The sequence below is a fragment of the Dyella sp. KRB-257 genome (assembly GCF_049445995.1).
In the GTDB taxonomy this organism is placed as follows: Bacteria; Pseudomonadota; Gammaproteobacteria; order Xanthomonadales; family Rhodanobacteraceae; genus Dyella_A.
The window spans coordinates 172,101-195,560 of record NZ_JBMSDZ010000006.1 but is presented as its reverse complement, the minus strand read 5'-3'; the positions used below and the strand labels follow the sequence as shown (position 1 = coordinate 195,560).

Below are 23,460 nucleotides of genomic sequence, written 5' to 3'. Positions count from 1 at the left end.
GGCCGCGCACGCTCATGCGGCGGCGCGCACCTGCAGCGTGGTGCCGTCCACCGCCACCACCTCCACCGTGGCGCCCAGCGGCAGCTCCGGCCCGGCCACCAGCCATTCGCCGTCGCCCACGCGCGCCTTGCCGCGACCGTTGACGATGGCCTCGGTGAGCACGTAGCGCTGGCCGATCATCTGCTCGGCGCGACGATTCAGCCGCTCGCTGCCGGGCATGCTGCGCTCGATGCGCGGGCGCAGCGTGCGCGCGTAGATCACGCAGGCGATCAGCGCCAGCGCGGCGAACAGCACCGCCTGCAGCAGCAGGCCGATGCCCGGCACCAGCCACAGCAGCACGCCCATCGCCGCGGCGGCCAGGCCGATCCACAACATGAAGTAGCCCGGCAGCAGCACCTCGCCCGCGATCAGCAGCAGGGCGAGGATCCACCACAGGTAATGCGCCGAAAGATCCCACATGGCCTGTCTCCCGGTGTGCTCAGCGCGGCGGCGGCTGGATCACGCCGGCCTTGGCTTGCTGGCCGAGCGACTCCTTCGCCAGCTCGGCGATGCCGGCCAGCGAGCCGAGAATGCCGGTGGCCTCGATCGGCAGCAGCAGCATCTTCTGGTTGGGCGACTTGGCCATCTCCTTCAGTGCCTCGACGTAGTTGTTGGCGACGAAGTAGTTGAGCGCGTTGACGTTGCCGTTGGCGATCGAGTCCGAGACCATCTGCGTCGCCTTGGCCTCGGCCTCGGCCGAACGCTCGCGCGCCTCGGCGGCGCGGAACGCGGCCTCCTTCTCGCCCTCGGCGGCCAGGATCACCGACTGCTTCTCGCCCTCCGCCTTGAGGATCGCCGCCTGGCGGAAGCCCTCGGCATCGAGGATGTTGGCGCGCTTCTCGCGCTCGGCCTTCATCTGCCGCGCCATGGCGTCGATCAGGTCGCGCGGCGGCGCGATGTCCTTGATCTCGATGCGGTTGACCTTGACGCCCCACGGGTGGGTCGCCTCGTCCACCACGCGCAGCAGCTTGGCGTTGATCGCGTCGCGCTGGCTCAGGCTCTCGTCCAGGTCGAGCGAGCCGAGCACGGTGCGGATGTTGGTCATCACCAGCGCCAGCGAGGCCTGTTCCAGGTTCGATACCTCATACGCCGCCTTGGAGGCGTCCAGCACTTGGTAGAACACCACGCCGTCCACGCGCACCACCGCGTTGTCCTTGGTAATGACGTCCTGGCTGGGCACGTCCAGCACCTGCTCCATCATGTTGATCTTGCGGCCGACGGCCTGATAGATGGGAATGAGGAAATGCAGGCCCGGCGTAAGCGTGCGCGTGTACTTGCCGAAGGTTTCCACCGTCCACTCGTAACCCTGCGGCACGATGCGAACGAGCTTGGCGATGCCGATCACCACCACGATGACGATGACCAGCGCGAGAATCTGTCCCATGTTTCAACCCCCTCTTCCGATGAAGATCCGAGTATAGGCGAGCGGACGCGGTTGCAGATTTCAGCCGTCGCGCACAGCGTCTGGGATCGACACCCGCAGGAGCGCACCCTGTGCGCTCCTGCGGTTCCGGATGTAGCTGGATTTCAGCGTCGCAACACTCGCTGGTCAAGGCATCCCCAGCGGCAGCAGCAGGCTGACCTGCAGGCCGCCGCCCTCGCGGTTGACCAGCGCGATGCACCCGCCGTGCGCCTCGGCGATCTCGCGGGCCAGCGCCAGGCCCAGCCCGGTGCCCGCGCGCTTGGTGGAGTAGAACGGCAGCAGCGCCTGCGCCAGCACCGTCTCGCTCATGCCGGGGCCGCGGTCGGCCACCTCGATGCGCAGGTCGCGGCCGAGCACCTGCAGCGCCAGCGTCACCTCGTCTTCCGGCCCGCCGGCCTCGTGCGCGTTCTTGATCAGGTTGATCAGCACCTGCTCCACCTGGGCCGCGTCGAACCAGCCTGGCTGTCCCGGCACCGCTCCCGCCAGACGGAAGCGGCAGTGCAGCGCCAGCCCTTCCAGGAACGGCGCCCAGGCGATGGCCGCCTTGCGCGGCGCCGGCAGCTTGGCAAAGCTGGCGTAGCCGGCGATGAACCCATGCAGGTGGCGCGCGCGCTCGCCGATGGTGGCGAACACGCCGGGCAGCCGCTCGGTTTCGCCGCGACGGGCCAGCTCGGCGCCCGAATGCGCCAGCGAGGAAATCGGCGCCAGCGAATTGTTGAGCTCGTGGCTGATCACCCGGATCACCCGCTTCCAGCTCGCCACTTCCTGCCGCGACAGCTCGCGCGTCATGCGCCGGAACAGCTGCAGCCGGTGCGGCCGCCCCTGCAGGCGGAACGCGCGCTGGGAGAGGTGGAAGGTCTCCTCGCTGTTGTCCATCTCCACCGTGAGCAGGGCGTCCTCGCCGCGTTCCACCGCCTCGCGCAGTACCGCCGGCGCGTTGGCCAGCACCTCGGCGAACGCCAGCCCGTGCAGGCTGCGCCCTTCGTTGAACAGATGCCGCGCGGCGATGTTGGCGTAGGCCACGCGATCGCCGGCATCGGTGAGCACCAGCGCCACCGGCGTGTTCTGCACCACCGTGTCCAGCAGCAGCTCGCGCTGCACCAGGTGCTGGCGCTGCTCGCGCAGGGTCTGCCCCAGCGCGTTGTGCATGGCGATCAGCTCGCCCAGTTCGTCGCGGCGATCCACCGCCAGCGAGATGCTGAAGTCGCCATCGCGATAGCTCGCCACCGAGCCTTCCAGTGCACGCAGCAGGCGGCTCACCGGCGACATCACCACGGACGCCATCCACAGCGCGATCGGCACCAGCACCGCCATGCTGATGACCAGACCCGTCACGAAGCCCATCCGCACCGGCGGTGCGGCGCCCACTTTCAGATCGTTGTGCAGCCAGGCCAGCACCTGCGGCAGCGGCCATTCGGTGACGCCGGCATAGACCAGCACGCCGACCAGGCCGGCCAGCAACAGCAGCAGACTCAACCGGCCTTCGAGCGAGTGCAGGCGGCGGCTCATCCGCACACGCTGCCCGGGATGGTCAGCGGCATGCGGGATCCATCGGCGTCCGCGCGCAGCTCACGGTGGGGCGACCGTCGCGGCCGAGCTCGTTGCCGCCCATCACCGGCGCCTTGCCGCTGGCTTCCAGCGCCGCATTGCGCTGCGGCCGCGCATCGCGCTGTTCCTTGAACTTGAAGTGGCTGTCGCTGCCGCCGGAGGCATCGCGCAACCCCGAGCCGCTGCCGTACGAGGGGGCGGTCGAGCTGGCCGACGCGGGGCGGCTCCAGCTGTCGCTGGCCGCGGTCTGGGCGGATACGTCGGCGCCAGCCGCGGCGATGATGAGCAAGGGAACCGACAACAGGCGCTTGGACATGACACGACTCCTGGGGATGGGCACCGCGCGGGCGAATGGCACGAGCATCCCTTTTACGCCATCCGGCGCCGCGACGACCACTGCCGCAATGCACCGGCGTGAAGCCGGTCAGCCGTTCACCGACAGCCCGTAGCGCTCGATCCGCCGATACAGCGCCTGGCGCGACAGGCCCAGCGCCTGCGCGGCGCGGCTGACCACGCCATCGGCCCGCGCCAGCGCCGCCTCCACCGTCTCGCGGCTGGGCTCGTCGAGGTTGCGCACCGCGCTGGGCGCCACCGCCGGCAGGTTGAGCAGTTCGGGCGTGATCGCACGCCCGCCCGACAACAACGCTGCCCGCTCGATCGCATTCTTCAGCTCGCGCACGTTGCCCGGCCACGGGTAGGACAGCAGCGCCTCGCGCGCCGCATCGCCCAGCTCGGCCCGACCGTCGAGGAAGTGCTCGGCCAGCGGCAGGATGTCGTCGGTGCGATCGGCCAGCGCGGGCAGGTTCACGTCGATCACGTTGAGGCGGTAGTACAGATCCTCGCGGAAGGTGCCGGCCTTGATCATCGCCTTGAGGTCGGCATTGGTGGCGCTGAGCACGCGCACCTTGGCGTGGCGCGTGCGGCCGGAGCCCAGCCGCTCGAACTGGCCGGTTTCCAGCACGCGCAGCAGTTTCATCTGGCCCGGCAGCGGCAGGTTGCCGATCTCGTCCAGGAACAGCGTGCCGCCGTCGGCGAGCTCGAAGCGGCCCTCGCGCGCCTTGTTCGCGCCGGTATACGCGCCGGCCTCGGCACCGAACAGCTCCGCCTCGATCAGCTCGCCCGGCAACGCGCCGCAGTTCACCGCCACGAACGGCCCGCGCTTGACCGCCGAGTTGGCGTGGATGATCGCCGCGATGCGCTCCTTGCCCGCGCCGTTCGGGCCGGTGATCAGCACCGGCACCTCGGCGCGGGCGATCTGGCAGGCCAGCTCCAGCGTCTGCGCCATGGCGCCGGAGGCGAACACCAGGCCATCGAGCTCGTAGCGGCTGCGCAGGCTCTCGTGGCGGCGGCGGCGCTCGTTGCGCGTGCGCGCCACCTCGCGGGTGGACTCCGACAGCTCCAGCAGGTTCTCCACCGTGGCCAGCAGCTTGGCGTCGTCCCACGGCTTGGCCAGGTAATCGGCCGCGCCCGCCTTCACCAGCTCCACCGCGGTTTCCAGGTGCGTCCAGGCGGTGAGCAGGATCACCGGCAGATCCGGATGCTGCTCGCGGATCGCGCGGAACAGCGCCACGCCCTCCTCGCCCGAGGTGGTGTCGGCGGTGAAGTTCATGTCCTGGATCACCACGTCCACGCTCTCGCGCGCCAGCATCGCCAGCCCCTCGCCGGGGGTAAGCGCCACCCGCGGGCGGATCTCGTGCAGCGACAGCGCCAGCGACAGCGCCTCGCCCACGGCAGGGTTGTCGTCGATGATCAGTACGGTGCGCATCTTTCGTCTACACATGCGGGCATGGATGCCGCTCCACGCGAAAAGGTTGCGTCAGGCAGCTGCATCGGCCATGCAGGCTGGAGGCATCCACACGAAGCCTCATGCATCTACTCCCTCTCCTCCAACCGCGTCGGTAGAGAGGGCCCACGGCATTTGCTCCCTCTCCCCCAACCGCGTTGGGGGAGAGGCTGGGGTGAGGGGGCTCCTGCTTCTCGCTCTGCCCATGCCTTCCCGAAAAGATCAAAAGCCCCCTCACCCAACCCTCTCCCCCGGCAAAGCCAGGGGAGAGGGCTTACCGCCGAACATCACGCCTTGGCCTTCTGCGCCGCGATCCATTTGTCGATGCGCGTTTCCAGCACGTCCAACGGCAGCGCGCCGCCGTCGAGCACGGCGTCGTGGAAGGCGCGGATGTCGAACTTGTCGCCCAGTTCCTGTTTGGCCTTCGCGCGCAGCGCCAGGATCTTCAGCTCGCCCATCTTGTACGCCAGCGCCTGACCGGGCCAGGTGATGTAGCGGTCGGTCTCGGCCTGCACGTCCGGCTCGTCCTCGCTGGAGTGGGCGTGGAAGAAGTCGACCATCTGCTGGCGCGTCCAGTGCTTGTAGTGCACGCCGGTATCGAGCACGAGGCGGTCGGCGCGCAGCAGCTCGTCGCTGAGGCGGCCGTAGTCCGACAGCGGATCCTTGTAGAAACCGATGTCCTTGCCCAACTGCTCGGCGTACAGCGCCCAACCCTCCACATAGGCGGTGTAGCCGCCCTGCTGGCGGAACGGCGGCAGCTTGGGCAGGGTCTGCGCGATCGAGATCTGCATGTGATGGCCCGGGATGCCCTCGTGATAGGCGGTCGACTCGATGGTCAGCACGCTGCGGTTGGCGAAGTCGCCGGTGTTGACGAAGATCTGCCCGGGCCGCGAGCCGTCCGGTGTGCCCTGGTGGTACTCGGCGGCGGCGGCTTCCTTCTCGCGGAACGCCTCCACCGGCTTCACCACCACCTCGGTCTTGGGCAGCAGCCCGAACAGCTTGGGCAGTTCGGGCTCCATCTGCGCCAGGAACCCGCGGTAGCGGTTGAGGATGTCTTCGCGCGAGGTGGCGTGCGTCTTCGGGTTGCTCTTGAGCGAGGCGCGGAAACTGGCCAGGTCCTTGAAGCCCTGCGCCTTGGCGATCTTGCTCATCTCGCCTTCGATGCGTGCCACCTCGTCCAAGCCGAGCTGGTGAATCTCGGCCGGGGTCTTGTCGGTGGTGGTCATCTGCTTCACGTCGAAGCGGTAGATCGCCTCGCCGTTGGGCAGATCCCACACGCCCGGCTGGGCGCGACCGTGTGGCGCATAGTCGGTCGCCACGAAGGTCTTGAGCTTGCCGTAGGCGGGGCGCACGTCATGGTCGATCGCGGCGAGGATCGCCGTCTTCAGCCGCGCCTGATCGGCCGCCGACACCGTGGCCGGAAAATGCTTCAGCGGCTCGGCGAACACGCTGTCCATGCCGGCCGGCGTGCCGATCGCGTCGATCTGCTTGACCACCGCCTCCAGCAGATATTTCGGCGGCATCAAGCCGTCGCGCAGGCCCTGCTTCGCCACGCCGATCACCTGGTCGAAACCCGCCGGCACCGCCTTCAGGCGCGCCAGGTAATCCTCGTACTGCTTCGTGTTGTCGAACGGAATCGAGCTGACGAAACCCGCCAGCTGCAGGTGGATGCCGCTCATCTGGTCGATCGGCATCTCGTCCAGCTTCAGCTCGTGCGCCTGGCGGGCGTCGGAAAGCTGGCGGACCATCAGCTCGTGGTTGAGCTTGTCGCTGTCGGAAAAACCACTGGTGTCGATCGCCTGGAAGCGGCGCAGGAAATCGCCCGCCCACTCGTACTCGGCCCTGGCATGCGCCAGCGAAAGATCGCTCCAGCGGTCGTTGTAGCGCAGGTCGCCCAGGATGGTGGCGAACTCCGGCGAATTCCTCAGCGTGTGCTGCCACTGCTCGTCCAGCAGCGCGTTCTGCGCGGCCACGCGCGTGGCCGCGTCCGATTGCGTGGCAGCCACTACCGCGAGCGGGGCCATGGCGGCCGTGGCCGACAGGCCCAGCGCCATCATCAAGGGCAGCTTCTTCATCGTCACACTCTCCCTGGCAAGAACCCCGATTCTGCCCGAACCGCGGAGACACGGGATGGGCCGGAACTCACACGCTGCGCGTCGCCACCACCGGCGGGACGCGCGAGGCGCGCAGCGCCGGGCCAAGCGCGGCGAGCTGACCGATCAGCCACAACACCAACGCGCCCACGGGCAGCACGGCGAGTGACATGCGCGGCAGCTCGTAGTGCGCCATCAGCCACAGGTTCAAGCCGACCGCACCGAGCGATCCAAGCACGATGCCCGCCGTGACGATCAGGAAATTTTCGGCCTGGAAGTACACGAGGATGTCGCGCCGGGTGGCGCCGATGGCTCGGCGGATGCCGATCTGCCGCGTGCGCTGCTGCACCCAGAAGCTGGACAGGCCCACCACGCCCAGCGCGGTAAGCGCGAGCAGGCAACCGATCACCGCCAGTAGCAGCCAGATCAGCGCACGGTCGTCGTGGAAATGCTCGTCGATGCTCTCGCTGAGCGTCTTGCTGGCGGTGATGATGCGTTGGTCGTCCACGCCATCGAGCACCTTGGGCAGGTCGCGCAGCGTTGCATCACGCGCGCCGGGTGTGGTTCGCAGCACATACATGCCGCCCTGCACCGACCGCACCGGCATCAGCAGGTTCGATTCGTTGTCCGAATACTTGTCCAATCCTGGGTTGAGCAGGTGTGCGACCACTCCGACCACATGCGTGACGTCCTTGCCGTGGTCACCCAGATAAATCGGCTTGCCCAAGGGATCCTCGCCGGGCCAGACCCTGTCGGCAAACGCGCGCGTGACGATCACCCCGGGCGATGGCACGGTGTGCTTGAAGAGATCGAAATCGGAGAACTCCTGCGGCAGGAAATCCCTCCCCTCTACCAGCGTGAGGCCAAGTGTGGAGACCACCCCCGGCGTGCCGACGTAGAAGGTGACATTGTTGATGCTGCTCTTCTCGTCGCCCGGCTTGCGGTAGGCGACGCCGCGCCAGTACGAGCCGGCCAGCGGCAAGCCGTTGGTCATCGTGACGCTGCGCACGCCGGGGATGCTGCGCAGAGCGGCCAGGTCGGCCGCCACCAGGCTGGCGCGACTGGCCGGCGTGGCGGCATCGCGCAGGCCGCTGCTGCGCACCCACACGATCTCCTTGTCAGCCACGCCGGTGACCACATGCATGGCATCCAGACGGCTACCGATGACGAACAGTGCGTTGGTGACGATGGCGCAGGTAAGCGCCACCTCCAGCAGCACCAGCACGACGGCGGTGCGGTGATGTTTCAGGGCGGCAATGATCGGGTGCATGGGAATCCTCACTGCAGCTTCAGGGCGCGCGCGGGCGGCAGATGGCAGGCCCGCCACGCCGGAAACAACGCCGCGAGCAAGGTCGCGGCCAGTGCAAGCAACAGCGTGCCGAGCAGCATGGCTGCGTCCAGGTGGGCCAGCGCGGCGTACTGCGCCGGCTGCTGGCGCACGATCCACAGACCGCCCAGCGCCAGCAGCAGGCCGGCGAGACCGCCGCTCACGCCGATCATCGACGCCTCGATCAGCAACTGCGCGAACACCGATCGACGCGACGCGCCCATGGCACGCCGCACACTCAGCTCGCCGCCGCGACGCAGAAACTTCACCAGTAGCAGCGCCACCGTGTTGATCACGCACACCAGCATGAAACCGAGCGCGAGCAGCGCCTGCAGCTGCACGCTGCCGGGCACCACATGGTTGACGTCGAGCCAGCCCATCACGTTGTGCAGGGCTGTGTTGGGTGGACGCTGGAAGCGACCGAGAGCTTTCTGTTCCTGCGAGTAGTGGATCAGGAACTGGCGATAGTTACGCACCGCCTCGGGCGTATTGAGCTGTACCCAGAACTGGGTCCACACGCAGCTGTCGGCTGTGCGCATGTCGCCGCCCATGCCGCCGTCACCCCAGCAGCTCATGCTGCCCTGGGTTCCCTGCTTCAAAGCCATCGCTGTCTCCAGCGGCAGGAATACCTGCTCGCTGTCGGCGTAGGCACCGTGGGTGAGATCATAAAAATGCGGCTCGGGATTCCAGTGGTCGATGACGCCGATCACCGTGAAGTAATCCCTACCCAGATGCAGCGACTGTCCGACGGCCTTGTCGGCGCCGTAGAGCTTGTCGGCGAGCTTGCGTGAGATCACCGCCACGCGCGACTGCTTTGCATCGCCCGCCGCGCTCCAGCCGTGGCCGTGCAGAAGCGGGACCTGGAACATGGCGAAGAAGTCCGCGCTGGCGTAGCGTGCCGACGCGAAGAACGCACGCGCCTCACCCTGCGGCGGGCGCACCGTCACCTGCCCGCCGGTCATCGCCACCTGGCGGGAGCCCCGCTTCGCGTGCAGCAGGTTCATCGCATCGCGCCAGGTGAACTGGTCCGGTGGCTTGTCGCCGGGGTGGTAGCCGTTCGCATCCTGCGGATCGATCTGCGGATAGAACACGCGTGCGCCCTGACCCGGCAGTGGATCGGCCGTCATCACATGCAGCACAGTGAGCATCGTCATCGACGCACCGATACCCAGCCCGATCGCCAGCACCATCAGCGCGGTGAGAATCGGGCTGCGCCTCAGGCTGCGCAGTGCGAGTTCCGTGTAGTAGCCAAACATGTCTATCCTCCCTGTCCATGCAAACTTCCACGCCACCGACGCCTTCGCCGTCGAGGGGCATGCTTCGAACATCAACGACGCAGAGCCGGATCTTGCACTCGCGCCGCTTCGGCTCCCTCTCCCCTGACGGCTTGACCGTCGGGGAAGAGGGCCGGGGTGAGGGGGTCGCTCTGGCTTGGCTTCCACGGCACGGAGCCAAGCGCAAAAAGCGCCCCCTCACCCAACCCTCTCCCCCGGCGGAGCCAGGGAAGAGGGCTTAACAGCAGCAACTGCGGGGTTGATCCCGCGCGTCTCCCGCTTCAGCCGCACTCGGCAAGACACCACCAGCCACCCCCCTTCATACCGACCGCGTCGCCACCACTGGCGGCACGGCTGCAGCGCGCAGCGCCGGGCCCAGCACCGCCAGCTGACCGAGCAGCCACAGGGCCAGCGCGCCGACCGGCAGGTAGTACAACGGCAGGCGCGGCAGCTCGTAGAACTTCATCAGTACGGCGTTGAGCAGATAGGCCAGCAACATGCCCAGCGTGATGCCGACGCTGACGATCAGCAGGTTCTCGGTCTGGAAGTAGCGCAGGATGTCTCCGCGCGTGGCCCCCAGTGCGCGACGCACGCCGATGGTGCGCCGCCGCTGCCCTACCCAGAAGCTCGTGAGCCCGACGATGCCAAGTGCGGTGACGCCGAGCATGAGGACGACCACGCCGAGCAGAAGGCCGACCATGATGCGGTCGGTTTGGAAGTAATTCGTGCGCAGGTCGCCCAGCGTCTTGCTGTCCTCCTGGTTCAGCACCAGGTCGGGGGCGATCTTCGCAACCGCAGCCTTGGCATCGCGCAGCACCCGTTGCACATCCTGCGGTCGTGCCCGCAACAGGTAGGTCCCGGAGAGCGAACCTCCCGGCGCGGTGGGCGTGAACACCGTCCACTCGGCCTGCGCCATGTCGTATTGGTGCGGCTGGGCGCGCGCCAAGTGATCCACCACGCCGACCACACGGAAGTGGAACTTGTCGCACCAGAAATCCTTGCCAAGCGGGCTTTCTCCGGGCCACGCGTGTTGCGCCAGCGCGCGAGTGACAAGCACCTGCGCATCGCTGGGGACGAAGCTGATCGCAGGCTGGTATTCGTCCGCCTGCGGCAATCTTCCTTCAACCAGCTTGAGGCCCAGCGCCTTGAAGGTACCCGGCCCGCCCAGCACGAAATCCACCACGCCGATCCGGTTCTTGTTGCCACCCGGATCGTGCGTCACGCCGGCAGCACCTGCCTGCGGCCCGAACGGCACCTGGTTGATCAGGGTGGCCGACTGCACCCCGGGGATGGCCTGCAGGCCCGCCAGCATGCGCGCGTTGACGTCCGCGGCCTGGCTCGGCTCGAAGCCGGTGACGCTCAGTGTCGCCAGAGAGCGTTCGTCGATACCACTGTGGGTGTGGATCATCTTCATGCGCTGCGCGACCAGGAAGAAGGCGTTGCAAAGCACCGCACAGGCCAGCGCGATCTCCATCGCGATCAGCAGGGTGGCGAGGCGATGGCGGCGCAGCGCCGCGACGATGGGTTGAATCTGCATGACCAATTTCCTCACAAGGCCTTGAGCTGCCAACTGGGAACGACGCGGCTGGCGCGCAGCGCCGGGATCAGCCCGGCGAGCAGGCTGGTGCATACCGCCAGTGCGAACGTGGCCAGGAACATGGTGGTGTCCAGTCGTGCGAGGTGGGCGTAATCTACTGGCTGATGACGCACCAGCCACAGGCCGAGCAAGGTCAGAACCCAACCGAAGAAGCCGCCGAGCACGCCGATCACACCCGCCTCGACCAGGCACTGCGCAAAGATCGCGCCGCGGCTGGCACCCAATGCGCGGCGCACGCCGATCTCGCCGCTGCGGCGCAGAAACTTCGCCAACAGGAGCCCCACGGCATTGAGCAGGCAGATGACGAGGAATGCCAACGCCAGCCATGCCTGCAGACGCACGTCGTCCGGCACCTGGCCGCGCGCGGTCAGCCAGGTCATCAGGTCGCGAAGGCGCACGCGCTCGCTGCCCACGGCGAAGCGGCCGGCCGCCTTCTGCGTATCTGCGTAGTCGTCCAGAAAACGCGCGTAATCGCGCACCTTGGCCGGACTGTCCAGCTCGACCCACAGCCACACCCAGACACAGTCGGCGTGCTGCATGTCGTGCGGATCCTTCGGCACGTGCCAGCAGGTATATGGCTGGAAATTGCCCTTGTTGATCTCCAGGCTGCTGGCAAAGGGCGCGAAGATGTCCTCGGTCTTGCTGAAGTTCTGGCTCCACGGGTCGTAGAACAGCGGCGTGGGGCGCCAGGGTTTGAGCACGCCGACGATACGCACATCGGTATCGCGCAACCGCAGGGTGCGTCCCACGCTGTCGGCACCACCGAACAGCTTCTGGTTGAGACCGGCCGAGATCACCGCCACCCGCGCGCGGTGCGCGTCGTCATCCGTGCTCCAGCCCGAGCCGTACCGGAACGGCACGTCGAACATCGGAAAGAAATCCGCCGAGGTGGCGAGCAGGCCCAGCATCAATGGTGGCTGTCCGCTGTCCGGCAGGCGCACCTTCGCCGAACTGCTGGTGATGATCGCCTGGCGATCGGCGCGGCGGGCGCTCCACAGGTCCACGGCCGAGCGGTAGTCCATCATCGGGTAAGGCTGGGTATGCCCTTGCGACACCGGTGACTCCGGATCCACCTGCGGAAAAAACAGCGCGCTGCTTCTGCCCGGCAACGGATCGCCGGAAAGCAGGTGCACGATGGTCAGGGTAGTCATGCTGGCGCCGATGCCTACGGCGATCGCCAGCACCATCAGCGCCGTCAACACCTTATTGCGCTTGAGGCTGCGCAGGGCCAGGTCGATGTAATAGCCGAACATGCAAGTCCCTCGTGGAATTCCCAAGCCAGCTCTTCCGTGGCTGCGCCAAGGCAGAGCGGCTGGCACTGACGATGTCGCGGGTGACCGCGGACATGCGCCGATAGAGCTCCCTCTCCCCTGACGGCTTGACCGTCGGGGGAGAGGGCTGGGGTGAGGGGGCGCTCTGGCTTGGCTTCCACGGCACGGAGCCAAGAGCAAAAGCGCCCCCTCACCCAACCCTCTCCCCCGGCGGAGCCAGGGAAGAGGGCTTAACAGCAGCAACTGCGGGGTTGATCCCGCGCGTCTCCCGCTTCAGCCGCACTCAGCAAAGCACCGCCAGCCACCTCCCTTCACACCGACCGCGTCGCCACCACCGGCGGCACCGCCGCGGCGCGCAGCGCGGGGCCGAGCACGGCGGCCTGGCCGATCAGCCACAGCGCGATGGCGCCGACCGGCAGGTAGATCGCCGGCAGGCGGGGCAGCTCGTAGTGGTGCATGAGGAACAGGTTGATGCCGTAGGCCAGCGCCATGCCCAGCGCAATGCCGAGCGTGGCGAGCAGGAAGTTCTCGGTCTGGAAGTAGTGCAGGATGTTGCCGCGGGTGGCACCGAGCGCGCGGCGCACGCCGATCTGCCGACGCCGCTGCGCCACCCAGAAACTGCCCAGGCCCACGATGCCCAGCGCGGTCACCACCAGCAGCGCCACGCACACGCCGGCCAGCAGCACGGCCATGGCGCGGTCCTCGCGGAAGAAGTCGCGGCGCATGTCGCTCATCAGGCGCTTGTTGATCACCACGCGGTGCGGATCGGTCTTCTTCAGCGCCGCGATGGCCGCTTGCAGCACGCGCTCGCGATCGCCCGGCGCGGTACGGATCAGATAGTTGCTGTTGTAGACGCGCATCGGCAGCAGGCCGGTGTACTGGGCCATCGAGTCGTCCCACACCGAGGGGCGGATCAGCGTCTTGACCACGCCGACCACGCGCAGTGGCGTATCGCTGCCCAGGTAGAGCTGCTTGCCCAGCGCGCTCTGTCCCGGCCACAGCCGTTCGGCCAGGCCCTGGGTGATGACCAGCACGCTCGGCAGCCGTTTGGTATCGCCGGCCTGCGCGGCCTTCACCACGTCGTCGAAATCCATGTAGTCGTCCGGCTGCAGCAGGCGGCCGGCCACCAGCTGCACGCCCAGCGCCTGCGCGGCGTTCTCGCCGTAGTAGGTGGTCATGTTGAGGGTGGAGGTTTTCTGTTGCGGGTCGAGCTTGATGCCACTGTTCCAGGACGAGTTACCGAACGGCACCTGGTTGACCGACGCGACATCGGTGACGCCGGGCACCCGGCGCAGTGCGGCGAGGTCTTCGGCGGTGCGCGCTTTCTCGTCGGGTGCGCGACCGATGTCGGCCAGCTCCAGGTGCAGCAGCTCGCGCTCGGCGATGCCGCTGGGCATGTCCATGCGCTGCAGGCGCTGGCTGATCAGAAACACCGCGTTGCACACGATGGCGCAGGTGAGCGCGATCTGCAGGATCAGCAGCGCGGCGGTGATCTTGTGCCGGCGCAGCGTGGCGAGGATGGGCAGGATTTCCATCGGATGCTCCGGTCTCAGTTGCTCTTCAGTTGCAGGGCGGGCGTGACCTGGCAGGCGCGCCAGGCAGGCAGCAGGCCGGCCAGCAGGCTGGCGCCCACGGCGAGGGCGATGGTGGTGAGCAGCATCGCCGGATCGAGCTGGGCGAGCTTGGCGTAGTCGGACGGCTGATGCCGCACCGCCCACAGGCCGAGCAGGGCGAGACCGAGCCCGCCGATGCCGCCGGCCAGGCCGATCACCCCGGACTCCACCAGCAACTGCGCGAACACGTTGCGGCGCGACGCGCCCAGCGCGCGGCGCACGCCCAGCTCGCTGGCGCGGCGCATGAACTTGGCCAGCATCAATCCCACCGTGTTCACCAGGCACACCAGCAGGAAGCCGAACGCGAGATACACCTGCAGCCGCACGTCGCTGGGCACCACCTTGTTGAAGTCCAGCCACTGCATGAGGCTGCGCAGCCTCACGTTGGGCGGGCGCTGGAAGCGGCCCAGCGACAGCTGCTCCTGCGAGTAGTGCGTGAGGTAATCCTTGTAGGCAGCCACCTGTTCGGCGCCGTCCAGTTGCACCCAGAACTGCAGCCAGACGCAGCTGGCGGTTTCCAGATGCTCTTCGTCGCCGCCGCCGCGGCCCCAGCAGTCCATCGAGCCGTTGCGGTCCAGCCGCAGGTCGCGGAAGGTGGCCAGCGGCAGGAACACGTCTTCCAGCGCGCGATAGCCGCCCATGTTGAGGTCGTAGAAGTGCGGATTCGGCCGCCAGGTGTCGAGCACGCCCACCACGCGGAAGGCAGTGTCCTTGATGCGCAGCGTCTGGCCGGTGCTGTCCTTGCCGCCGAACAGCTTGTCGTTGAGCTCGCGGGTGATCACCACCACGCGCGCCTTGGCGTCGTCGTCCGCCGCATTCCAGCCGTGGCCGTAGAGAAACGGCACCTTGAACATCGCGAAGAAATCCGCCGTGGTGTAGCGCGCGTCGCTGAAGAACGGATCCATGCCCGACTGCGCCGGCTGCACCGGCACCGCGCCGCCGGTCATCAGCGCCTGGCGCGTGCCGCGGTGCGCCTTGAGCAGGTTCATGCCGTCGATCCAGGTAACCTGCGCGGGCGGCTCCTTGCCGGGCTCGTAGCCGTCCTTGTCCTGGGGATCGAGCTGCGGATAGAACAGCGTGCCGCTGGAGCCCGGAATCGGATCGCCCGACAGCACGTGGAACACCGTCAGCGTGGTCATGCTGGCGCCGATGCCCAGCGCCACGGCAAACACCATCAGCGCGGTGAGCGCCTTGTTGCGCCGGAGGCTGCGCAGGGCCAATTCGAGGTAGTAGGCAAACATTCCCGTGCTCCATCAACGATAGACAAACCCGCCACTGTAGGAGCGCACCCTGTGCGCGAATGCTTTTCGCTTTGATGTCGATCAGGAGCAAGAGCATTCGCGCACAGGGTGCGCTCCTACAAGATCCATTCATCACACCGACCGCGTGGCTTCCACCGGCGGCACCCGCGAAGCGCGCAGCGCCGGCGCCAGCACGGCGCCCTGGCCGATCAGCAGCAGCGCGACGACGCCGACGGCGACATAGACCATCGAGAGGCGATGCATCTCGAAGTGGGTGACCATCCACAGGTTCAATCCCACCGCCAGCGCGGTGCCGACGATCACGCCGGCCACGCCGATCAGCAGGTTTTCGGTGAGGAAGTAGCCGAGGATGTCGTTGCGGGTGGCGCCGAGCGCGCGGCGCACGCCGATCTGCTTGCGCCGCTGGCCGACCCAGAAACTGGTGAGGCCGACGATGCCGGCAGCGGTGATCGCCAGCAGCACGGCGCACACCACGCTCATCAGCAGGGCCATGCCGCGGTCGGTCTTGTAGGCGGCCTCGCGCACCTGGGCAAAGGTGCGCACGCCGGTCTCGTCGCGCAGTACGCGCATGCGGTTGGTCTTCACCAGCAGCGCCGGCACCGCCTTGGTCATCGCCTCCAGGCGACCGGGCTCGGTGCGGATCAGATAGCTGCCGAACGAGCCGGTGAGCTGCAGCGGCAGCAGTACGGAGTGCTCCATGAAGCTGTCGGCAAAGGTGCCGTTCCACGGCGTCTGCAGGCGTTCGACGATGCCGATGATGGTGCTGGGCTTGGGTGTGCCCATGATGTAGATGTTCTTGCCCAATGCCGAGCCGTCCGGGAACACCTTGTCGGCGAGTGCCTTGCTGACGATGATCTGCGCCGGCGCCTCGACTTCCTGGGCATCCTTCCAGCTGATTTCATCGGCGCGGAAGTTGCGTCCGGCGACCAGCTTGAGGCCCATGGTGGCCAGCGCATGGTCGTCGGCGAAATACAGCGTGGTGGCGGTGATCGCCTTCTTCGCATCCGGGTCGAGCTGCACGCCCATCGACCAGCCACCGCCGCGCAGCGGGTACGAGTTGATCGCAGTGGCGTCGACCACGCCGGGCATCTGCCGCAGTGCGGCGAGATCGGCCTTCACCAGCGGCTCGCTGCTCTTGCTCTCGTTGCCGACAAAGCGGTTCTGGATCGCCAGCAGGTTGGTTTCCACCATGCCGGTGGGGCGCGCCACGCGCGCCAGCCGCTCGCGGATGATGAAGGTGGCGTTGCACACGATGGCCAGGGTGAGCGCGATCTGCATCGCGATCAGCAGCGTGCCGGCCTTGTGCCGCTTGAGCGCGGCGAGGATGGGTTGGATCTGCAGGTTCATCGTGCGCTCCGGATCAGTTCGACTTGAGCTGCCACGCCGGCTGCACCTGGGCGGCGCGCCACGTGGGATAGAAGGCGGCCAGCACGGTGGCGGCAATTGCCACCAATACGGTCAGCGCCACCAGCGACAGGTCCACGGTGGCCAGCCGGGCGATCTGCGGGTCGAACACCAGACCCACACCGAACACCCCCAGCGCGGTGAGCAGCAGGCCGAGCAGGCCTCCGGCGAGGCCCACCGCGCCGGCCTCGATCAGGAATTGCGCGTAGACCGCGCCGCGCGAGGCGCCGAGCGCGCGGCGCACGCCGATCTCCGGTGCGCGGCGCATGAACTTGGCCAGCAGCAGGCCCACGGTGTTGACGAGGCAGATCAGCAGGAAGCCCAGCGACACCAGCAGCGAAATCTTGCTTTCCGGCGGCACTACGTGCTGGAAGTCCAGCCACTCGGTGACGTTGCGCAGCTTCACGTTGGGTGCCCAGGTGAAGCGGCCGGCGCGCTGCTGCTCGGCGGCATAGCCGGTGAGAAAACTGCGGTAGGCGTCCACGTCGGCGGCGGTGGGAAGCTCGGCCCAGTAGGCAACCCAGATGCACTCCGAGCGCAGCCAGCCGTCCCAGCCGTTGCCCGCCGGCGCGTTGCAGTTGTTGTTGCCGGCCGTGCCGATCTGCAGCTCCACCGCGCGGGTGAACGGCATGAACAGGTCGACCGGATCGCCGAAGCCCTGGGTGTTGACCGGATCGAAAAACAGTGGCTGCGGATTCCAGCGGTCCATCACGCCGGTGACGCGATAGTTATGGCCGTCGAGGTCGATTTCGCGCCCGGCGCTGTTGACGCCGCCGAACAGCTTGTCGTTGAGCGTCCTGCTGATCACCACCACGGCGCCGCGCGCCTCGTCCTGGTTACGACTCCAGCCGCTGCCGTAGAGGAACGGGATGTCGAACATCGCGAACACGTCGCCATATGCCGCATAGGCGTTGGCATTGAACGGAAGCTGGCTGGCATCGGCCGGAATCACCGACGGCGCCACCGGATACAGCGCGGTTTCGCGCAGTGCCCTGTGGGCGCGCGAGAGGTTGTTGGCGTCGGTGTAGCTGAGCGCATTCGGCGGCTCGCCCTTGTCCAGGTCCGACGGCTTCCAGTTGGCGATCTGCACCGCGAACAGTTGCGAGGATTTCTGCGGGATCGGGTTGCTGGAGGTGGCGCGGAACACCGCGTAGGTCGTCATCGATGCGGCCACGCCAAAGCCGATGGCCATGATCATCAGCGCCGTGAGCATCGGGTTGCGACGCAGGCTGCGCAGGCCGAGCTGGAAGTAGTAGGCAAACATCGGGCGAATTCCAGGTTGGATGGCGACGGCGCGGTGCGGCTCTTTCACCCACGTGTGCCCGGGCAAGAGGGCGTTGAAGCATCGGTATCGCAGGGTGGTTGTACCCACCGCGCGCCGCTTTGGCTCCCTCTCTGCTGACGGCTTTCCCGTCGGGGGAGAGGGCTTCAAGCGTCGACATCGCGGCAACGATCCACGTCACCGCGTGCCGCTTCTGCTCCCTCTCCCCCGACGGCTTCACCGTCGGGGGAGAGAGCTGGGGTGAGGGTGCCTTTTGCTTCGGTTCCACCGCATGAACCAAGAGCAAAAGCGTCCCCCTCACCCCACCCTCTCCCCCGGCTGCGCCAGGGGAGAGGGCTTTCAAGCGTCAGGCGTCGATGGCGCGGGCGGCGTGCGCGTGGAAGCGCGGCTCCTCCGCCAGGTCGACCACCTGGCCGTCGATGATGTGCACGTTGCGCTGGGCGCGGGCGGCCAGTTCGGGATCGTGGGTGACCATCACGATGGTGGCGCCTTCGCGGTGGATCTCCTCGATGAGCTCCAGCACGCCGCGGGCCATCTGCGTGTCCAGGTTGCCGGTCGGCTCGTCGGCCAGCAGCAGGCGCGGGCTGCCGGCCAGCGCGCGGGCGATCGCCACGCGCTGCTGCTGGCCGCCGGAGAGCTCGGCCGGGTAGTGCTTCGCGCGCGAGGACAGGCCGACGCGCTCGAGCGCGTCCATGATCCGCTGCTTGCGCTCGGCGCCCTTCATGCCGCGGTAGCGCAGCGGCACTTCGACGTTGTCGTAGACGTTGAGGTCGGGAATCAGGTTGAACGCCTGGAAGATGAAGCCGATCTTCTCGTTGCGAATCTTCGAGCGGGCATTGTCGTTGAGCTGGCTGACCTCGATGCCGTCGAGGTGGTAGGTGCCGCCGGTGAAGGTCTCCAGCAGACCGGCGATGGTGAGGAAGGTGGTCTTGCCCGAGCCGGACGGGCCGGTGACGGCGACGAACTCGCCCTCCTTCACGTCGATGTTGAAATCGCGCAGGGCGTAGGTCTCCACCACTTCGGTGCGGTAGACCTTGGACAGGTGGGTCATGGTAAGCATGGTGGAGTCCTTTGGGAGTGGTTCTGCTTGGCTCCCTCTCCTTTCGGGAGAGGGCTGGGGTGAGGGTGCGGGGCTTGCCCAAATCTGTGGCACGCCCCGTACCCTCATCCGCCCTTCGGGCACCTTCTCCCGGAGGGAGAAGGGAAACATCAATCGCTGATCGCCACCTTGGCGGCGTTCTTGAAGTTGTCGGTGCCAGAGATCACGATCTTGTCGCCTTCCTTCAGGCCGTCGAGGATCTCCACCTTGTCGATGCTGCTGGCGCCCACGCGGATCGGTGTCCTGGTGGCGATGCCGCCGCGCACGACGTAGGCGTAGTTGCCGCCGGACTCGTCGACGAACGAGCCGCGCTGCACGGTGAGCACGTTGTCGCGCTTGTCCAGCAGCACGCGCACCGACAGGCGCTGGCTCTGGCGCAGCTGCCGGGGCGTGGCGCCGTCGAAGGCCAGCCGCGCGGCCACTTCGCCGTTGACCACCTCGGGCGAGATCGCGCTGACCTTGCCGTGCCACGTCTTGCCGTTGCCGCTGATCTCGCCCGGCATGCCGATGGCGAGATCGCGCGCGAAGCTTTCCGGCACCTGCATTTCCACCTGCAGCGCGCTGAGGTCGATCACGCTGAGCAGCTGGGCGTCCTTCGCCACGGTGGCGCGCTCGGCGATGAACAGCTGGCCGACCTGGCCGTCCACCGGCGACTTCACGTTGAGGTCGTCCACCTGGCGCTGCAGTTCCTGCACCAGCAGCTGCTGCCGTTCGAAGGCGAGCTTCTTCGATTCGATGTTGAAGTTCAGGCTGTCGTTGTCCATGCCGAGATTGGCCTTGGCATGACGCTCGGCGATCTCGGCCTTCTGCAGGGTGTCGCTGGCGGTGTCGACGTCGCTCCTGGCCACCGCCCCCTTGGCAAACGCGGCGGTGTTGCGCTCCAGCGTGCGGCGGGCGGCCTGCGCGTCGATCCGTGCGTTGTCCAATGCCTGCTGCAACTCGGCGCGCTTCTTCTGCGCGTCGATCTGCGCGCGCTTGTATTCCACTTCCATCGCGTCGGCGTTGGACTGCTCCTGCGCCAGCTTGTTGGTGAGCTCGGGGCTGACGATGGTCGCCAGCACCTGCCCCTGTTTCACCGTATCGCCGGCGTGCACCTTCAGCGTCACCGCGCCGCCGGAGGTGGCGTACAGCGTGGGGCTCACCGCGGCTACCACCTTGCCCTCGGCGGCGATGTCGCGCACGAACGGACCGCGCGTCACCGTGGCGAACGCCAGCCGCGAGGCGCTGACCGAGGCGTCGGCGGAGAACAGCTGCAGCACGCCGGGCATCGCGAACGCCAGCACCGCGATCACGCCGACGCCCGCACCGAGCAGCAGCAGGCGGCGCTTGCGGTTGGGCTTGACCTCGACCAGGCGGTCTTGGGCGGAGGTGTCACGGATCATTGCGGTCCCCACGGCTGCGGACAGATGCAGCCTCGAAGACATTTCAGCAAGCACCGTGCCAGTGGTGGCAAACCCGGCCAGGGCGCGCTGCGGCTGGGTTTGTCCGGCACGCGGCGCGGACCCGGGCAGTGTCCGCGGACACCGCCACGGACAGGCGGACAGCCGTCGGACGCGGTCGCCTCGCTATGCGCTCAGTCGCACGCCTTCAGCGTCGGCCAGCTGCTGCGCGGTGCGCCAGCTCAGGGCACCGGCGGTATCGGCGGTGCGCACGCACAGCAGCTCGCACGGACCGAGCCGCTAGGAGCGTGGGCCGTAGAAACTTTGGATAGCGAGATTGGGCTATCGCCATAGGATGCGTCTATCGGAGGGTGCGCATAGTCACTCTATGCAAGCCCGACGAGAGGCACAGCCTATGGATGAGAGCACAATCGCAGCCCAAAGATTTCTACGGCCCACGCTCCTAGGTGACGAAGCGCAGTCGCCGCGCGCGATCCACCCGTCCGGCCGGCGCATCGGCACGCCCGGGCAGTTCGTTTGCACCGGCCAGCAGCGCGTCCCAAGGGAGGCCCGGCTGATCGTCGGGGACGACGCTGGCGATAGGCCGTGAACGGGAATCGGCGGCGGCGGCAGCGCCGCCGGATTATTTGGTGAGGATGAGCTTGTTGTTGCGGGTGAGCCGCAGGAAATACTCACCACCCTCGTGGCGAATCACCAGTTCGCGTCCGCCGGCCAGCAGCTCGTCACTGGGCAGCACGCGGGACGGTCGCGACGGCGACGACGCAAGCGACAATCGGCCGGCCGGCCGGGCGCTGGCATCGGCGCGTGTCATCAACAAAGGACGATTCATGAGGGCTTGCTCCGCAAGGGGTTACGTGTCGGATGATAAGCATTCTCATTCAAGAGTCAATCCACCAGCCCCGCCCGATTCAGCTCCCGTGCGCCCAGTCCGCGATCACCCGGTGAATCGCGTCGAGCCCGTCGAACAGCGCCGCCGGGCCGGGCTGCAGGATGATCGGCGACTTGATCTCGTGCAGCTCGCCGTCGCGCACGGCGGGAATCGCGTCCCAGCCCGGCCGCGCGGCCACCTTCTCCGGCCGGAAGCGCTTGCCGCACCACGAGCCCAGAATGATGTCCGGCGCGCGCGCGATCACCGGCGCACCGTCGGCGAGGATGCGCTGCTTCGCCAGTGGCTCGCGCGAGAGCTCGGGAAAGAGGTTATCGCCGCCGGCGAGGTTGACCAGCTCGGCCACCCAGCAGATGCCGGTGATCAGCGGCTCGTCCCATTCCTCGAAGTACACCTTCGGCCGGCGCGGCAGCGCCGCGGCGGCCTCGCGCACGGCGGCGATGTGCGCCTCGGCGCGCTGCGCATACGCCTCGGCTTTCTCGTGCGCACCGACCATGGCGCCGAGCCGGCGGATGTAGGCGAGGATGCCGTCCACGCTGCGGTGGTTGGAGATCCACACTTCCACGCCGGCCTTGATCAGCTCGCGCGCAATGTCGGCCTGGATGTCGGAGAAGCCGATCGCCAGGTCGGGCCTGAGCGCGAGGATCTCGCCGATCTTCGCGCTGGTGAACGCCGACACCTTGGGCTTCTCCTTGCGCGCGCGCGGCGGCCGCACGGTGAAGCCGGAGATGCCGACGATGCGATGCTCCTCGCCCAGCGCGTAGAGCACCTCGGTGGGTTCTTCGGTGAGGCAGACGATGCGTTGGGGAAAGGCGTCAGGTGGACTCATGGGGCGTGTCTCGATAACTGAAAGGGACGACTTGTCCGGAGCTTCCCTGGTATTGCGACACGGAAACCGCAGGAGCGCACCCTGTGTGCGAAGGCTTTTATGCCAACCCGATGAAAAGTCTTCGCGCACAGGGTGCGCTCCGGGAACCGCTTTTTGTAGGAGCCCACCCTGTGGGCGACGAAATGGGGGCCACGAAGCGGTTCGCCGCTCGCGCACAGGGTGCGCTCGTGCATGTGTCGATGGTTATGTGTCGATGGTCTAGCCGTGTGCGCCGCCGATCACCGTCACCGTGACCTTGCGCTGGTGCGCGTCGGTGCGGTGCTCCCACAGGTACAGGCCCTGCCACGTGCCCAGCGCGAGGCGCCCGGCATGCACCGGCACGGTGAGGCTGACGCCGGTGAGAATGCTGCGCACGTGCGCGGGCATGTCGTCCGGCCCTTCGGCATCGTGCTGGAACAGCGGATCGCCGTCGGGCACGGCGCGGGCGAACCAGCGTTCCAGATCCGCCCGCACGGTGGGGTCGGCGTTCTCGCCGATCAGCAGCGAGCAACTGGTGTGCGCGGTGAAGATGTTCGCCGTCCCGGTCTGCACGCCGCTGGCAGCGACCGCGTTGGCCACCTCGTCGGTGATCTCGCAGAAGCCGCGCCCGCGCGTGTGCACGGCGAAGACGGCTTGCGCAACGTGGTCGGCGGCATGGCGGCGCATGGGGTCAGGGGTACAGCATCCGCTGCGTCCAGGCCTGGCCGTGGCGGCTCCAGCGCACGCGCTCGTGCAGGCGGAACTCGGCGCCGTACCAGAACTCGACCATGTCCGGCTCCACCACGTAGCCGCCCCAGTGCGGCGGGCGCGGCACGTCGCGGCCCACGAACTCCTGCTCGTAGCGGGCCACGCGCTGGTTGAAGGTGTCGCGGTCGGGCAGCGTCTGCGACTGCAGCGAGGCCCAGGCGCCGATCTGGCTGCCGCGCGGGCGCGTGGCGAAATAGGCGTCCGACTCCTCGGCGGGCAGCTTGCGCGCGAGCCCTTCCACGCGCACCTGGATGCCGTCGCGGATACCCTTCCAGTGGAAATTGAGCGCCACCTGCGGGTGCGCTTCGATCTGCTCGCCCTTGTCGCTCTGGTAGTTGGTGAAGAAGCGCAGACCGCGCTCGTCCACGCTCTTGAGCAGCACGATGCGCGAACTGATGCGGCCCGCGGCATCGGCGGTGGCCAGGTTCATCGCCGTCGGCTCGCGCTCTCCCACCGCCTTCGCCTCGTCGAGCAGTTGCACGAGGGTGTCCAGAATCTCGCGTTTGAGCATATGGTCTTGAATCGTGGCCGGTGCGCGCCATCA

Annotated in this window: 20 protein-coding genes; all 20 read right to left on the bottom strand. The window is 67.6% G+C overall.

Annotated features, from left to right (window positions below; translation table 11 throughout):
• Nucleotides 1-12: 12 nt before the first annotated feature.
• Nucleotides 13-459 carry an NfeD family protein gene (locus tag ACO2Q2_RS07015; protein WP_423255042.1) on the bottom strand — a complete coding sequence of 149 codons (447 nt, stop codon included), beginning with the start codon at nucleotides 457-459 and terminating at the stop codon, nucleotides 13-15.
• Between the two features lie 19 nt (nucleotides 460-478).
• Nucleotides 479-1,423, bottom strand: a complete 945-nt coding sequence (locus tag ACO2Q2_RS07010) for an SPFH domain-containing protein (RefSeq protein ID WP_423255041.1) — start codon at nucleotides 1,421-1,423, stop codon at nucleotides 479-481.
• 165 nt (nucleotides 1,424-1,588) lie between these two features.
• Nucleotides 1,589-2,971: a sensor histidine kinase gene (locus tag ACO2Q2_RS07005; protein ID WP_423255040.1), complete on the bottom strand. Its 1,383-nt coding sequence runs from the start codon at nucleotides 2,969-2,971 to the stop codon at nucleotides 1,589-1,591.
• 22 nt (nucleotides 2,972-2,993) lie between these two features.
• A complete protein-coding gene (locus ACO2Q2_RS07000; RefSeq protein ID WP_423255039.1) occupies nucleotides 2,994-3,326 on the bottom strand; it encodes a hypothetical protein in 333 nt (110 codons plus the stop codon).
• A gap of 108 nt (nucleotides 3,327-3,434) precedes the next feature.
• Nucleotides 3,435-4,775, bottom strand: coding sequence for a sigma-54-dependent transcriptional regulator (locus tag ACO2Q2_RS06995; RefSeq protein WP_423255038.1), 1,341 nt, complete (start codon nucleotides 4,773-4,775; stop codon nucleotides 3,435-3,437).
• A 305-nt stretch (nucleotides 4,776-5,080) separates the two neighbouring features.
• On the bottom strand, nucleotides 5,081-6,868 hold the full coding sequence (locus ACO2Q2_RS06990; RefSeq protein ID WP_423255037.1) for a DUF885 domain-containing protein: 1,788 nt from the start codon (nucleotides 6,866-6,868) through the stop codon (nucleotides 5,081-5,083).
• A gap of 67 nt (nucleotides 6,869-6,935) precedes the next feature.
• Nucleotides 6,936-8,156 (bottom strand): ABC transporter permease, encoded by a 1,221-nt coding sequence (locus ACO2Q2_RS06985; protein ID WP_423255036.1) that lies wholly within the window; start codon nucleotides 8,154-8,156, stop codon nucleotides 6,936-6,938.
• A gap of 8 nt (nucleotides 8,157-8,164) precedes the next feature.
• Complete coding sequence (locus tag ACO2Q2_RS06980) at nucleotides 8,165-9,469, bottom strand: ABC transporter permease (RefSeq protein WP_423255035.1); 1,305 nt, start codon at nucleotides 9,467-9,469, stop codon at nucleotides 8,165-8,167.
• Nucleotides 9,470-9,806: 337 nt separating this feature from the next.
• Nucleotides 9,807-11,024 (bottom strand): ABC transporter permease, encoded by a 1,218-nt coding sequence (locus tag ACO2Q2_RS06975; RefSeq protein ID WP_423255034.1) that lies wholly within the window; start codon nucleotides 11,022-11,024, stop codon nucleotides 9,807-9,809.
• An 11-nt stretch (nucleotides 11,025-11,035) separates the two neighbouring features.
• Nucleotides 11,036-12,337, bottom strand: a complete 1,302-nt coding sequence (locus tag ACO2Q2_RS06970; RefSeq protein WP_423255033.1) for an ABC transporter permease — start codon at nucleotides 12,335-12,337, stop codon at nucleotides 11,036-11,038.
• A gap of 329 nt (nucleotides 12,338-12,666) precedes the next feature.
• Nucleotides 12,667-13,890: an ABC transporter permease gene (locus ACO2Q2_RS06965; protein ID WP_423255032.1), complete on the bottom strand. Its 1,224-nt coding sequence runs from the start codon at nucleotides 13,888-13,890 to the stop codon at nucleotides 12,667-12,669.
• A 14-nt stretch (nucleotides 13,891-13,904) separates the two neighbouring features.
• Nucleotides 13,905-15,209: an ABC transporter permease gene (locus tag ACO2Q2_RS06960; RefSeq protein WP_423255031.1), complete on the bottom strand. Its 1,305-nt coding sequence runs from the start codon at nucleotides 15,207-15,209 to the stop codon at nucleotides 13,905-13,907.
• A gap of 132 nt (nucleotides 15,210-15,341) precedes the next feature.
• Nucleotides 15,342-16,577 (bottom strand): ABC transporter permease, encoded by a 1,236-nt coding sequence (locus tag ACO2Q2_RS06955; RefSeq protein ID WP_423255030.1) that lies wholly within the window; start codon nucleotides 16,575-16,577, stop codon nucleotides 15,342-15,344.
• A gap of 13 nt (nucleotides 16,578-16,590) precedes the next feature.
• The gene (locus ACO2Q2_RS06950) at nucleotides 16,591-17,898 is read right to left on the bottom strand and encodes an ABC transporter permease (protein ID WP_423255029.1); all 1,308 of its coding nucleotides are present in this window, start codon (nucleotides 17,896-17,898) and stop codon (nucleotides 16,591-16,593) included.
• A 364-nt stretch (nucleotides 17,899-18,262) separates the two neighbouring features.
• Nucleotides 18,263-18,976 (bottom strand): ABC transporter ATP-binding protein, encoded by a 714-nt coding sequence (locus tag ACO2Q2_RS06945; RefSeq protein ID WP_423255028.1) that lies wholly within the window; start codon nucleotides 18,974-18,976, stop codon nucleotides 18,263-18,265.
• A gap of 149 nt (nucleotides 18,977-19,125) precedes the next feature.
• Nucleotides 19,126-20,397: an efflux RND transporter periplasmic adaptor subunit gene (locus ACO2Q2_RS06940; RefSeq protein WP_423255027.1), complete on the bottom strand. Its 1,272-nt coding sequence runs from the start codon at nucleotides 20,395-20,397 to the stop codon at nucleotides 19,126-19,128.
• A 640-nt stretch (nucleotides 20,398-21,037) separates the two neighbouring features.
• Entirely contained in the window at nucleotides 21,038-21,244 is a 207-nt protein-coding gene (hemP, locus tag ACO2Q2_RS06935) for a hemin uptake protein HemP (RefSeq protein ID WP_423255026.1), read from the bottom strand.
• 79 nt (nucleotides 21,245-21,323) lie between these two features.
• Nucleotides 21,324-22,130 carry an ABC transporter substrate-binding protein gene (locus tag ACO2Q2_RS06930; protein WP_423255025.1) on the bottom strand — a complete coding sequence of 269 codons (807 nt, stop codon included), beginning with the start codon at nucleotides 22,128-22,130 and terminating at the stop codon, nucleotides 21,324-21,326.
• Between the two features lie 258 nt (nucleotides 22,131-22,388).
• Nucleotides 22,389-22,835 carry a secondary thiamine-phosphate synthase enzyme YjbQ gene (locus ACO2Q2_RS06925; RefSeq protein ID WP_423255024.1) on the bottom strand — a complete coding sequence of 149 codons (447 nt, stop codon included), beginning with the start codon at nucleotides 22,833-22,835 and terminating at the stop codon, nucleotides 22,389-22,391.
• Between the two features lie 4 nt (nucleotides 22,836-22,839).
• Complete coding sequence (pdxH, locus tag ACO2Q2_RS06920) at nucleotides 22,840-23,427, bottom strand: pyridoxamine 5'-phosphate oxidase (RefSeq protein WP_423255023.1); 588 nt, start codon at nucleotides 23,425-23,427, stop codon at nucleotides 22,840-22,842.
• Nucleotides 23,428-23,460: the final 33 nt, after the last annotated feature.